The sequence below is a fragment of the Pseudomonas sp. NFACC41-3 genome, assembly GCF_900109505.1.
GTDB classification, from domain to species: domain Bacteria; phylum Pseudomonadota; class Gammaproteobacteria; order Pseudomonadales; family Pseudomonadaceae; genus Aquipseudomonas; species Aquipseudomonas chlororaphis.
In genome coordinates this window covers 1501074-1514765 of record NZ_FOAE01000001.1, presented here as the reverse complement: position 1 = coordinate 1514765, position 13692 = coordinate 1501074, and the positions used below count along the sequence as shown (strand labels likewise).

Annotated in this window: 10 protein-coding genes; 5 read left to right on the top strand and 5 right to left on the bottom strand. The window is 65.5% G+C overall.

Annotation, left to right across the window (positions count from 1 at the left end):
• Positions 1 to 20 precede the first annotated feature (20 nt).
• The 5 genes from BMY68_RS06840 to BMY68_RS06820 form a co-directional block, all read right to left on the bottom strand.
• A complete protein-coding gene (locus BMY68_RS06840; protein WP_009043812.1) occupies positions 21 to 1148 on the bottom strand; it encodes an acyl-CoA dehydrogenase in 1128 nt (375 codons plus the stop codon).
• A 9-nt stretch (positions 1149 to 1157) separates the two neighbouring features.
• A complete protein-coding gene (locus BMY68_RS06835) occupies positions 1158 to 2345 on the bottom strand; it encodes an acetyl-CoA C-acyltransferase (RefSeq protein ID WP_085530890.1) in 1188 nt (395 codons plus the stop codon).
• A 12-nt stretch (positions 2346 to 2357) separates the two neighbouring features.
• Positions 2358 to 3119, bottom strand: a complete 762-nt coding sequence (locus BMY68_RS06830; protein ID WP_085530891.1) for an SDR family NAD(P)-dependent oxidoreductase — start codon at positions 3117 to 3119, stop codon at positions 2358 to 2360.
• Between the two features lie 18 nt (positions 3120 to 3137).
• Positions 3138 to 4802: an AMP-binding protein gene (locus tag BMY68_RS06825; protein ID WP_085530892.1), complete on the bottom strand. Its 1665-nt coding sequence runs from the start codon at positions 4800 to 4802 to the stop codon at positions 3138 to 3140.
• 601 nt (positions 4803 to 5403) lie between these two features.
• Positions 5404 to 6420 carry an AraC family transcriptional regulator gene (locus tag BMY68_RS06820; RefSeq protein ID WP_085530893.1) on the bottom strand — a complete coding sequence of 339 codons (1017 nt, stop codon included), beginning with the start codon at positions 6418 to 6420 and terminating at the stop codon, positions 5404 to 5406.
• 238 nt (positions 6421 to 6658) lie between these two features.
• On the opposite strand from BMY68_RS06820, the gene BMY68_RS06815 reads away from it, so the two are divergent.
• The 5 genes from BMY68_RS06815 (at position 6659) to ugpC (ending at position 13679) form a co-directional block, all read left to right on the top strand.
• Complete coding sequence (locus BMY68_RS06815) at positions 6659 to 8866, top strand: TonB-dependent receptor (protein WP_085530894.1); 2208 nt, start codon at positions 6659 to 6661, stop codon at positions 8864 to 8866.
• 338 nt (positions 8867 to 9204) lie between these two features.
• A complete protein-coding gene (locus BMY68_RS06810) occupies positions 9205 to 10515 on the top strand; it encodes an ABC transporter substrate-binding protein (RefSeq protein ID WP_085530895.1) in 1311 nt (436 codons plus the stop codon).
• 183 nt (positions 10516 to 10698) lie between these two features.
• A complete protein-coding gene (locus tag BMY68_RS06805; protein ID WP_239694084.1) occupies positions 10699 to 11592 on the top strand; it encodes a carbohydrate ABC transporter permease in 894 nt (297 codons plus the stop codon).
• Between the two features lie 10 nt (positions 11593 to 11602).
• Positions 11603 to 12433: a carbohydrate ABC transporter permease gene (locus tag BMY68_RS06800; protein WP_009043804.1), complete on the top strand. Its 831-nt coding sequence runs from the start codon at positions 11603 to 11605 to the stop codon at positions 12431 to 12433.
• Positions 12434 to 12575: 142 nt separating this feature from the next.
• Entirely contained in the window at positions 12576 to 13679 is a 1104-nt protein-coding gene (gene ugpC, locus BMY68_RS06795) for an ABC transporter ATP-binding protein (protein WP_062825837.1), read from the top strand.
• Positions 13680 to 13692: the final 13 nt, after the last annotated feature.

Below are 13692 nucleotides of genomic sequence, written 5' to 3'. Positions count from 1 at the left end.
GATCAAGCTCCTGCTAAAAGTCAGAGGTTGCGCGAAATGACCATGCGCTGAATGTCGCTGGTGCCTTCGTAGATCTGGCAGACCCGCACATCGCGGTAGATGCGCTCCAGCGGAAAGTCGTTCAAGTAGCCATAGCCGCCCAGGGTTTGCAAGGCGGCGGAACAGACCTTCTCGGCCATTTCCGAGGCGAACAGTTTGGCCATCGACGCCTCCACCAGCGCTGGCTTGCCGCTGTCGCGCAGGGCCGCGGCGTAGTGCACCATCTGCCGCGCCACGGCGATCTGGGTGGCCATGTCCGCCAGGCGGAAGGCCACCGCCTGATGCTCGATGATCGGCTTGCCGAAGCTCTGCCGCTCGCGGGCGTAGTCACGGGCGGCCTCGAAAGCCGCGCGGGCCATGCCCACCGATTGCGAGGCGATACCCACGCGACCGCCCTCAAGGTTGGCCAGGGCGATCTTGTAGCCCTCGCCCTCCTCGCCCAGGCGGTTGGCCAGCGGCACCTTCACGTCCTCGAAGAGGATCTGGCAGGTGTCGGAGGCGTGCTGGCCGAGCTTGTCCTCCACCCGCGCGACGCTGTAGCCCGGCGAGTCGGTGGGCACGATAAAGGCGCTGATGCCGCGCTTGCCGGCCGCCGGATCGGTCACCGCGAACACGATCACCACCCCGGCGTTCTGCCCGGAGGTGATGAACTGCTTGCAGCCGTTGAGCACGTAATAATCGCCCTCCCGCCGCGCCCGGGTTTTCAGGCTGCTGGCGTCGGAGCCGGCCTGGGGTTCGGTCAGGGCGAAGGCGCCGAGCATGGCGCCGCTGGCCAGGGGCTTGAGGAAACGCTCCTTCTGCTCGTCGTTGCCGAACTTGAGGATCGGCACGCAGCCCACCGAGTTGTGCACGCTCATGATGGTCGAGCAGGCGCCGTCGCCGGCGGCGATCTCTTCCAGGGCCATGGCATAGGCCAGGTAACCGGTGTCGCAACCGCCCCACTGCTCCGGCACCAGCATGCCGAAGAAGCCCAGCCCGGCCATCTCGCCGATGGCCTCGCGGGGGAAGCGATGCTCGCGGTCCCATTCGGCGGCGAACGGCTTCAGGCGTTCCTGGGCGAACTGTCGGGCCGCGTCGCTGATCTGCTGTTGTTCGTCATTAGGCAGCATGGTGATTCCTTAATACAGGCATTCGACGGCCATGGCCGTGGCTTCGCCGCCGCCGATGCAGATGGCCGCGACGCCGCGCTTCAGGCCTTGCTGGCGCAGGGCCGAGAGCAGGGTCACGAGGATCCGCGCGCCGGACGCACCGATCGGATGGCCCAGGGCACAGGCGCCGCCGTGGATGTTGACCTTGTCGTGGGGGATTTCCAGCTTCTGCATGGTGACCAGGCTGACCACGGCAAAGGCTTCGTTGATTTCGAACAGCTCGACCTGATCCAGCGACCAGCCGGTCTTCTTCATCAGTTTCTTGATCGCCCCGACCGGGGCCACCGGAAACAGCCCCGGGGTGTCGGCGAACGCCGCGTGACCGTGGATCACCGCCAGCGGCTTGAGGCCCCGTTGCTCGGCCTGGGAACGGCGCATCAGCACCAGGGCCGCGGCGCCGTCGGAGATCGAGCTGGAGTTGGCCGCGGTGACGGTACCGCCGTCGCGGAACGCCGGCTTCAGCGTGGCGATCTTGTCCAGCCTGGCCTTGGGCGGCTGTTCATCGTCGCTGATGGTCTGCTGTTCCTTGCCGACGGTGACCTGCAGCGGCACGATTTCCGCCTTGAAGCTGCCGTCCTTGATCGCCTGCTGGGCGCGGGTCAGCGAGGCCACGGCGAAGGCATCCTGGGCTTCGCGGCTGAAGCCGTTGGTCTCGGCGCAGTCTTCGGCGAAGGTGCCCATCAGGCGGCCCTTGTCGTAGGCGTCTTCGAGGCCGTCGAGGAACATGTGGTCGAGCACCCGCCCGTGGCCCATGCGGTAGCCGCTGCGGGCGCGGTCCAGCAGGTACGGCGCGTTGGACATGCTTTCCATGCCGCCGGCGATCACTACATCGGCGCTGCCGGCCAGCAGCATGTCGTGGGCGGCGATGGTCGCGGCCATGCCGGAGCCGCACATCTTGTTCAGGGTGGTGCAGCGGGTGGCCTTGTCCAGCCCGGCGCCCAGCGCCGCCTGGCGGGCCGGCGCCTGGCCGAGACCGGCCGGCAGCACGCAGCCGAACAGCACTTCATCGACGCTGTCGCTGGCCACCCCGGCACGCTCGACGGCGGCACGGATCGCGGCGGCGCCGAGCTGCGGCGCGGTCAGGCTTTTCAGCTCGCCCTGGAAGCCGCCCATGGGGGTGCGGACGGCGCTGACGATAACGATCGGATCTTGGTTCATGAGGAGTCCTCCTTACTTGGCTGCCATGCGCAGGGCGCCGTCGAGACGGATCACCTCGCCGTTGAGCATGCTGTTGCTAATGATATGCCCGACCAAGGCGGCGTACTCGTCCGGCTTGCCCAGGCGTGGCGGGAACGGCACGCCGGCGGCCAGGGACGCGCGGACTTCGTCGCTCATGCCGGCCATCATCGGGGTTTCGAAAATGCCCGGGGCGATGGTCATCACCCGGATGCCGAAGCGCGCCAGTTCGCGGGCGGCCGGCAGGGTCAGGCTGGCGATGGCGCCCTTGGACGCGGCATAGGCGGCCTGGCCGATCTGCCCGTCGAAGGCCGCCGCCGAGGCGGTGTTGATGATCACCCCACGCTCGCCGTCGGCGTTCGGCTCGCCTTCGGCAATCGCCGCCGCGGCCAGGCGCATCAGGTTGAAGCTGCCGATCAGGTTGACGTTGATCACCTGGCTGAAGCTGGCCAGGGCATGGGGGCCGTGCTTGCCGAGGATCTTCTCGCCGCGCACGATGCCGGCGCAGTTGACCAGCCCGTGCAAGCCGCCGAACGCCTTGAGCGTGGCCTGCACCGCCGCTTCGGCGGCCGCTTCGTCAGTGATATCGGCGACCGTGCTCCGGCAGCCGAGCAACTGCGCCTGGGCTTGCACCGCCTCGACGTTGAGGTCCACCAGCATCACCTGGGCGCCGGCCTTGACCAGCATCTGCGCGGTGGCCGCGCCGAGACCGGAAGCGCCGCCGCTGACGAGAAAAACCTTGTTTTCGATGTGCATCATGAGTTCCTGGGTAATTCAGGCCGAAGCCTTGTGCGCCGCGGCCTCTTGAGCCTTGGCGATTTCCTGGTTGCGCAGGATGAAGCGCTGCAACTTGCCGCTTGGGGTTTTCGGCAATTCGCTGACAAATTCGATTTCACGGGGGTACGAGTGCGCGGCCAGGCGTTTGCGCACATGCTGGCGCAGCTCTTCGGCCAGCTCCGGTGCGGCGCGGTACTGCGGACTGAGCACGACGAAGGCTTTGACCAGCTCGGTGCGCTCCGGATCGGGCTTGCCGATCACCGCCGCTTCGACCACCGCCGGGTGCTCGATCAGCGCGCTTTCCACGTCGAACGGGCCGACCCGGTAACCCGAGGTGGTGATCACATCGTCGCTGCGCCCGACGAAGCTGATGCTGCCGTCCGGGTTCAGCTCCACGGTGTCGCCGCTGAGGTAGTAATTGCCGACGAAGGCCTTGGTCACCACGCCGTGGTAGCCGTTGAACCAGCACATCGGCGACTGGCTGCGGTCGATGGCGAGGATCCCCGGCTGGCCCACCGACAGTTCCTGGTGCTGCTCGTCGAGCACCACGATGCGGTGGCCGGGCGAGGCGAAACCGGCCGCGCCGACATGCACCGGGTGCTCCAGGCCATGGTGGTTGCACAGGACCATGCCCAGCTCGGTCTGGCCGTAATGGTCGTGGATCACCACGCCAAGGTTGTCGGCGAACCAGCGGATCACCTCCGGGTTCAGCGGCTCGCCGGCGCTGCTGACGATGCGCAGCTTGCCCTTGATCGAGCGGGCGAACTCGTCGCCGCCGGCGATCAACAGGCGATACGCGGTCGGCGAACCGGTGAGGTTGCTGATCCCGTACTTGTTGATCACCCGGCAGGTGCTTTCCAGGGTGAAGGGCCCATCGTAGAAGGTGATCGGGTGGCCCAGGCCCAGCGGACCGGTGACGCCGAAATAGATGCCGTAGGCCCAGCCCGGGTCGGCGACGTTCCAGAACGCGTCTTCGGGGCGTAGGTCGACGGCGTCGCGGGTGTAGCTCTGGAACGCGACGATGGCCTTGAGCGGTACGTACAGGGCTTTGGACGGGCCGGTGGTGCCGGAGGTGAACATCAGCAGGAACGGGTCTTCGCCGGTCAGCAGCACGGGCTCGCACTGCGCCGGGTAATTGCCCAGCTCGGCCCAGAAACTGAAGTCGCCGCGGACGATGCCCTGGCCCTTGGCGCCCGCGACCGTGACGATGGTCGGGCAGTCGGCCACCTCATTGAGCTTTGGCCGGTTGACCGCGTCGGTCACCACCACTTTGGCCCCGGAGCTGTTCAGGCGGTGTTCGATGGCCTTGGGGCCGAAGGCGGTGAACAGCGGCTGGTAGACCGCGCCGATGCGCCAGGTGGCGAGTACCGCGATCAACAGTTCGACGTTGCGCGGCAGCAGGCCGGCGACCTTGTCGCCCTGGCCCACGCCCTGGGCCAGCAGGAAGTTGGCGAAACGCGCGGCCTGGTCCTGCAACTCGCTGAAGGTATAGGTCGCGCTACTGCCGTCGCGGCCCTCCCAGAACAGCGCGATGCGCCCCGGCAAGGCGTGCCGGTCACAGCATTCGACGCAGGCATTGAGGGCCGACAAGGAGCCGTGCAGGGCCGCGTCGACGGTGTGCTGATAATTGAAGTGTGCCGTGGCAGACAGGTAATCGCGCATTGCCAGAATCCCTCGCTGTTCTTATTAGGATGGGAACCAATGGGAACCACAAAGACATCGGGCAAATACTGGCGCCACGGCCCGGGCGGGACAATGGTCAAAGCTTTCAAGTTGCGTGACTGGTTTGGCCAAGAATCCCATGGCGACCAAGCCCCTGTAGCCGCTGCCGAGCCTGCGAGGCTGCGTTCGACCGCGCAGCGGTCGCAAGCCGGGCGACGCGTTTTGCCTGACGCACCGCAAGCTCAGGTTTCGCGGCAACTGCGTTGCCGGTCGCAGCCTCGCGCTGCTCGGCAGCGGCTACAGGAATCGGTGTGGCCGCTGCTGAGCCTGCGAGGTTGCGCAGCGGTCGCAAGCCGGGCGACGCGTTCTGCCTGACGCACGGCAGGCCCAGGTTTCGCGGCAACTGCGTTGCCGATCGCAGCCTCGCGCTGCTCGGCAGCGGCTACCCAGGTTCCCCGTAGCCGCTGCCGCAGGCTGCGATCGAGGCCGCAGGACTCGCTATCAGCCTTGACGCGGTGCATCAGAGACACCGCGCTGCACGCCTTTGCGACCGTTCCGGTTGATCGCAGGCTGCGCCAGCGGCTACATCGATGGGAGGCGCTCAGGTCGGGTCGTTGAGGATCAGGCTGCGATAGTGTCCGGGGTTGGAACCGGACCATTTGCGAAAGGCCTTGTAGAACGAGCTGGCGTCGGCGAAGCCCAGGCGGCTGGCGATTTCCGTGAAGCTGATCTGCGGCTCGGCCAGCCAGGCGATCGCCAGTTCCTTGCGCACCCCGTCCTTGAGGCCCTGGTAGGTCTGCCCTTCTTCCGCCAGGCGGCGGCGCAGGGTCGAGGCCGACATGCATAGGCTGTGGGCCAGGCTCTCGGTTTCCGGCCACTGCGCGGCGGGCAGCTGGCGCAGGTCATGCTTGATGCGGCTGGCCAGGCTCTGCGGGTCGCGGTATTTGACCAGGATGTTGGCCGGCGCCTGGGCCAGGAAGCGCTTGAGCTCCTCGTCACTGCGCTTGATCGGCAGATCCAGGCAGTCGGCGGCAATGATCATCCGCGTGCGGGGTCGGTCGAAGCGCAGGTTCTGCGAGAACATCACCTGGTAGTCGTCGCAGAAATCCGGTTCCGGGCAGCGCAGCTCGATGGCCAGGATCGGAATGCGCCGCCCGGCCAGCCAGCAAGCCACGCCGTGGACGATCATCCAGTAGGTGAAATAGGTGAAGGCGCGGCGCGGCGCCTGCTCGTCCTCCAGCAGGACGATCTCCGCCAGGCTCTGCTGGCGCACCAGTTGGGCCGGCAGTTGTTCGAGCATCAGCGACAGGAACGTCAGCCCGGATTCCAGGCCCGCGGCCAGATTCTGCCGGGCCATAGCGGTGCGACAGAGAAACGCCAGGCTGCCGGATTTCAGCTTGCGCGGGTCCATGCCGAAAAACTCGTCGTCCGTGCGCCGGGCCAACAGGCGCCACAGCCGGGCATAGGCCAGCGCGGGCACGCGGGCGGCGCTGACGTCCAGCTGGGCCGGGTCGATACCGGCCTTGAGCAGCACTTCATCGCTGGCGGCACCCGGGGCGCAGCTTTGCAGCAGCGCTTCGCGCACCAGTTGCATGGAGATGGTGTCTTTTTCCGACATCGCGCTGAACGGTTTCCTGCATGAAGAAATGGCCGGTCATCTTAGGCAGTGACCGGTAAAAAGCCAGAGCGCTTTTGGCTAAAGTGCAGCATACGTCCGATACCCAGTGGTGACTTTTACTGGGTTCCACCGAGAAACGTCCTAAATTTCGCGGGATAGCCGCAATAGCCCCCTCGTAGCCGTTCTTAGCAATCAATCTCAAATAGGATTCACTCTCACCAAAAAGAGAGCGTTTCTTATGCAAACGAAAGCCCCATCTGCCTTGCCACCCCATCGCCTACTGGCCTCTACCCTGGGCCTTGCCCTGGCCTCCTGCGCCGGCGCGGCCGAAGCCGGCGAACGGCAGAAATCCCTGCAACTGGACAACATCAAGGTCGAAGCCGAGCAACCCGGTTCCCGCACCGAACGCTCGGCCTCCGCCAAGTACGTGGCGCCGCTGCTGGACACCCCGCAGACCATCACCGTGGTGCCACCCAAGCTGATCCAGGAACAGCAGGCGCTGAGCCTGCGCCAGGTGCTGTCGAACGTGTCCGGCATCACCTTCAATGCCGGCGAAGGCGGTGGCGGCTCGGGGGACAGCATCAACATCCGCGGCTTCTCGGCCAACAGCAACATGCAGATCGACGGCCTGCGCGACAGCGCGCAGACCAACCGTTCCGACACCTTCAACGTCGAGCAGGTGGAGGTCATCAAGGGCCCAAACTCGGTGTTCGGCGGCGCCGGCACCACCGGCGGCAGCATCAACGTGGTCAGCAAGCAACCGAAGAACCAGGCCTTCACCCGTCTGGGCGGCAGCCTCGGCACCGACAATTACTACCGCCTGACACTGGACAGCAACCAGCCGCTGGAAGGCGTCGGCCAGGACAGTGCGGTGCGGATCAACCTGATGGGCCATCAGAACGATGTGCCCGGTCGCGAAAAGATCGACCGCGAGCGCTGGGGCATCGCGCCCTCGTTGCGCCTGGGCTTCAGCGACGCCACCCGGCTGACCCTCAGCGCCTTCCACCAGACCGACGACAACCTGCCCGACTACGGCGTACCGGCGCTGGACGGCAAGAAGCTGGCCGGGGTCAAGCGCGACGCCTATTTCGGCTGGAAGAACCTCGACAAGGAAGAGATCGAACAGAACGCCTTCACCGCCGACTTCGAGCATGACTTCAACGACCAGTTACGCCTGCAGAACCTCACGCGCTACAGCCGCACCGCGCGCGACACCGTCGTCTCGGCGTCCCATGTCAACACCAGCGGCGTGCCGGCGGGTCGCTACCGCCCGGCCGGGCCCCAGGCCTACGGGCGCGACGCCACCACCGAAATGTGGATCAACCAGACCAACCTGATCGGCGACTTCGAGTTCGCCGGCATGCGCCACGACCTGGTGGCGGGCCTGGAGCTGTCGCGGGAAACCCTCGACCTGAAGACCTACAACCACGGCCTGAGCACGGCCCTGTATCCGCGCAACGGCTACGCCCTGGGCAGCCCGCCCGGGCGCTGGAACGGCCCGGTCAACAAGGCCACCAGCGGCTACACCGAGACCACCCTCAAGGGCCAGGCGTACTACCTGTTCGACACCATCGCCCTGAGCGAACGCTGGGACCTCAACCTCGGCCTGCGCTACGACAAGATCAAGGGCGACGTCGACAAGTACTCGGCCAGCCATGTGAAAAACGACAGCCTGGCCTCGGACACGAACAAGGCCAGCGCGCGCACCGGGCTGGTGTTCAAGCCGACCGAGAACGGGCGTATCTATGCCGCCTGGGGCAACTCCTTCAACCCTTCCGCCGAGAACCTGGCCTCCACCGGCGGCGGCTTGAGCAAGGGCAACCAGGACCTAGCGCCGGAGAAGAACGAAACCTGGGAACTGGGCACCAAGTGGGAGCTGCTGGACAAGCGCCTGGAGCTGGACGCCGCGCTGTTTCGCGTAGAGAAGAGCAACGCCCGGGAAACCATGGCCGACGGTTCGACCCAACTGGCCGGCAAGCAGCGGGTGCAAGGTGTGGAAGTCGGCGTCACCGGGCATGTCAGCGAGCAGTGGGATGTGTTCGCCAACTACACCTTCCTCGACAGCGAAATCCTCAACGCGGCGAACACCGCCTCGGGCATCGCGCGCAAGGGCCAGGCCCTGGGCAACACGCCGCCGCGCTCGCTCAACCTGTGGACCACCTATGAACTACCGGCCGGCTGGACCCTGGGTTACGGCACTCGCTATGTCAGCGAGCGCAATGTCAGCTCCAGTACCCGCGCCAAGCTGGACGCCTACTGGGTGCACAACGCCATGCTCGGCTACAAGGTCAACCACAACCTCGACCTGCAGTTGAACGTCAATAACCTGTTCGACAAGGACTACGTGGAACGGGTGCGCCAGCAGAGCGGCTCGACGACACGCTCCTCGGCCATCGAATACGGCGACGCCCGCGCGGCGATTATGTCGGCCACCTACACCTTCTGACCCCTCCCCTCAGTGCGAAGCCCCGGTCGACCAGGGCTTCGCCGCTGTCATCGGCACCTTCTCGCCGTTCTCCGGCCCAGGCCGTCAGGCAAAAAAACCAATACGCAATCTCCCCGGTTTTACCCGGCCCGAACGGGCGAATCCTTGACCCATGGCGGCTTGCGCCGGGCGAAGGCTTTCATCGCAGTGCAAAAAAGTATCGATTCGAGTGTCAGGGATGATTTGTCAGCTCGGTCGTTGAGGGCTGTAATCAGCCCCACATTCTTCCCAGCATCCGGAAGACACAACAACAATAACCGTCCTTCTGCCGCCCACCGGGCCCGGAAGAGGAGTGCACGATGAAACCCTGCATCAAAGCCCTGCTCGTCACCACCTGCATGACCTTAAGCGGCGTCAGCCTCGGCGCCCAGACCGTGACCATCGCCACCGTCAACAACAGCGACATGATTCGCATGCAGAAACTCTCGAAAGCCTTCGAGAGCGAGCATCCGGACATCAAGCTGAACTGGGTGGTGCTCGAAGAGAACGTGCTGCGCCAGCGCCTGACCACCGATATCGCCACCCAGGGCGGGCAGTTCGACGTACTGACCATCGGCATGTACGAAGCCGCACTGTGGGGCGCCAAGGGCTGGCTGCAACCGATGCAGGACCTGCCCGCCGCCTATGACCTGCAGGACATCTTCCCCTCGGTCCGCGAAGGCCTGTCGGCCAAGGGCACGCTGTACGCCCTGCCGTTCTACGCCGAAAGCTCGATGACCTACTACCGCACCGACCTGTTCAAGGACGCCGGCCTGGTCATGCCCGAACACCCGACCTGGGAACAGATCGGCGAGTTCGCCGGCAAGCTCAACAAACCCGAGCAGGAACAGTACGGCATCTGCCTGCGCGGCAAGGCCGGCTGGGGCGAGAACATGGCCCTGATCACCACCCTGGCCAACGGTTTCGGCGCGCGCTGGTTCAATGAGCAGTGGCAGCCGGAATTCACCGGGCCGGAATGGAAAAACGCCCTGGCCTTCTACGTCGATACCATGAAAAAGGCCGGCCCGCCCGGCGCCTCCAGCAACGGTTTCAACGAGAACCTGGCGCTGTTCAACAGCGGCAAGTGCGCGATCTGGGTCGACGCCAGCGTCGCCGGTTCCTTCGTCACCGACAAGTCGCAGAGCAAGGTCAGCGAACACGTCGGCTTTACCTACGCGCCGCGGCAGGTGACCGACAAGGGCAGCGCCTGGATGTACTCCTGGGCGCTGGCGATCCCCACCAGCTCCAAGGCCAAGGACGCCGCGCGGACCTTCGCCACCTGGGCCACCTCCAAGGAATACGGGGCCCTGGTCGCCGCGAAAGACGGCATCGCCAACGTACCGCCAGGCACCCGCGCCTCCACCTACAGCGAGGCCTATATGCAGGCCGCGCCGTTCGCCAGGGTGACCCTGGAGTCGCTGAAAGTCGCCGACCCGACCAGGCCGACCCTCAAGCCGGTGCCCTATATCGGTATCCAGCTGGTGACCATCCCCGAGTTCCAGGCCATCGGCACTCAGGTCGGCAAATTGTTCTCCGCCGCGCTGATCGGCCAGACCACGGTCGACCAGGCCCTGGCCGCCGCCCAGCAGACCACCGAACGCGAAATGAAACGCGCCGGCTACCCCAAGTAATCCCCAAAACCTGTAGGAGCGAGCTTGCTCGCGAAGAACGTCAAGACACCGCATTCACCCAGGTTGGGCGCGTTATCGTTGACGGCCATCGCGAGCAAGCTCGCTCCTACAGGGAATCGCGTTACGCGCACCTGAACGGTTGTGATCGCCATGAATACCTCGACTGCCAATGCTCATCTGCAAATGCCCCAGGCCGCGCGCAAGCGCCGCCTGCTCAACCCCGGCTGGTTCCTGGTCAGCCCCTCGGTGGCGCTGTTGCTGCTGTGGATGATCGTGCCCCTGGGCATGACCCTGTACTTCTCGCTGATCCGCTACAACCTGCTGTACCCCGGCGAGAACCAGTTCGTCGGCCTGGAGAACTTCAGCTACTTCCTCACCGACTCGGGCTTCCTGCCCGGGGCCGCCAACACCCTGTTGCTGGTGGGCAGCGTGCTGCTGATCAGCGTGGTGTTCGGGGTGCTGATCAGCGCCCTGCTGGAGGCCAGCGAGTTCCTTGGCCGCGGCATTGTCCGGGTGCTGCTGATCTCGCCGTTCTTCATCATGCCCACGGTGGGCGCGCTGATCTGGAAGAACCTGATCTTCCACCCGGTGTCGGGGATTCTCGCCGCCGTGTGGAAGCTGTTCGGCGCCCAGCCGGTGGACTGGCTGGCCCACTACCCGCTGCTGTCGATCATCATCATTGTCTCGTGGCAGTGGCTGCCGTTCGCGATCCTGATCCTGATGACCGCCATGCAGTCGCTGGACCAGGAACAGAAGGAAGCCGCGCGCCTGGATGGCGCCGGGGCCATCGCGATCTTCTGGCACCTGACCCTGCCGCACCTGGCGCGGCCGATCGCGGTGGTGGTGATGATCGAGACCATCTTCCTGCTCTCGGTGTTCGCCGAAATCTTCACCACCACCAACGGTGGCCCGGGCTACGCCTCGACCAACCTCGCCTACCTGATCTACAACCAGGCGCTGGTGCAGTTCGACGTCGGCATGGCCTCGGCCGGCGGCCTGATCGCCGTGGTCATCGCCAATATCGCCGCGATCGTCCTGGTACGGATGCTCGGCAAAAACCTGACTGACAAGCCCTGAGGTGCGCGCCATGACCCTGCAACAATCCCGCCGCCTGCAAAGCCTGCTGCTCGGCACCCTGGCCTGGGCCATCGCCATCCTGATCTTCTTCCCGATCTTCTGGATGCTGCTGACCAGCTTCAAGAGCGAAATCGACGCCTTCGCCACGCCGCCGCAGTTCATCTTCACGCCGACGCTGGAGAATTACCTGCACATCAACGAGCGCAGCAACTACTTCGCCTTCGCCTGGAACTCGGTGGTGATCTCCTTCAGCGCCACCGCCCTGTGCCTGCTGATCGCGGTGCCGGCGGCCTACTCCATGGCCTTTTACGAGACCCGCAATACCAAGCGCACCCTGCTGTGGATGCTGTCGACCAAGATGCTGCCGCCGGTGGGCGTGCTGATGCCGATCTACCTGCTGGCCAAGAGCTTTGGCCTGCTGGACACGCGCATCGCGCTGATCGCGATCTACACCCTGATCAACCTGCCGATCGTGGTCTGGATGATTTACACCTACTTCAAGGACATCCCCCGGGACATCCTCGAGGCCGCGCGCCTGGACGGCGCGACCCTGGGCCAGGAAATGCTCCGGGTGCTGCTGCCGATCGCCAAGGGCGGGCTGGCCTCCACCGTGCTGCTGTCGCTGATCCTGTGCTGGAACGAGGCGTTCTGGTCGCTGAACCTGACCTCGTCCAACGCCGCGCCGCTGACCGCGCTGATCGCCTCCTACTCCAGCCCCGAAGGGCTGTTCTGGGCCAAGCTCTCGGCGGTCTCGACCCTGGCCTGCGCGCCGATCCTGATCTTCGGCTGGATCAGTCAGAAACAGCTGGTGCGCGGCCTGTCCTTCGGCGCCGTGAAATAAACATCGAACCCTGTAGCCGCTGCCGAAGGCTGCGATCGAGCCGCAGGCTCGCCAGCGATCGCACAGACGCCGAGGCCCCTGCGGTGCCTATCGCAGCCTGCGGCAGCGGCTACACCGACATTCAGAAACATGGAGGCCCGTCATGGCCAACCTGAAAATCAACAACCTGCAAAAAGGCTTCGAAGGTTTTTCCATCATCAAAGGCATCGACCTGGAGGTGCGCGACAAGGAGTTCGTGGTCTTCGTCGGCCCCTCGGGCTGCGGCAAGTCCACCCTGCTGCGGCTGATCGCCGGCCTGGAGGAAGTCAGCGGCGGCACCATCGAACTCGATGGCCGCGACATCACCGAGGTCAGCCCGGCCAAGCGCGACCTGGCCATGGTGTTCCAGACCTACGCCCTGTACCCGCACATGAGCGTGCGCAAGAACATGTCCTTTGCCCTGGACCTGGCCGGCGTGCCGAAAGCCGAGGTGCAACAGAAGGTCGACGAAGCGGCGCGCATCCTCGAACTGGGGCCGATGCTCGAGCGCAAGCCCAAGCAACTGTCCGGCGGCCAGCGCCAGCGCGTGGCCATCGGCCGGGCAATCGTGCGCAACCCGAAGATCTTCCTGTTCGACGAGCCGCTGTCCAACCTCGACGCGGCGCTGCGGGTGCAGATGCGCCTGGAGCTGGCGCGCCTGCATAAAGAGCTGCAGGCGACCATGATCTACGTGACCCACGACCAGGTCGAAGCCATGACCCTGGCCGACAAGGTGGTGGTGCTCAACGGCGGGCGCGTGGAACAGGTGGGCTCGCCGCTGGAGCTGTACCACAGCCCGGCCAACCTGTTTGTCGCCGGCTTCCTCGGCACGCCGAAGATGGGCTTTCTCAAGGGCCGGCTGAGCCGGGTCGATGGCCAGGGCTGCGAGGTGCAGCTGGAGGCCGGCACCCGTATCCAGTTGCCGCAGAGCGGCGCCCACTTGAGCGTCGACAGCCCGGTGACCCTGGGCATTCGTCCCGAACACCTGGAGCTGGCCCGGCCCGGCGACTGCACCCTGCAGGTCACCGCCGACGTCAGCGAACGCCTGGGCAGCGACACCTTCTGCCACGTCGTCACCACCTCCGGCGAAGCCCTGACGATGCGCATCCGCGGCGACCTGGCCAGCGCCTATGGCCAGCAGCTGAGCCTGAACCTGGACGCCGAACACTGCCACCTCTTCGATGCCGACGGCGTGGCCGTGGCCAGGCCGCTGCGCGCCGCCGCCTGAACGAGAACCGAAC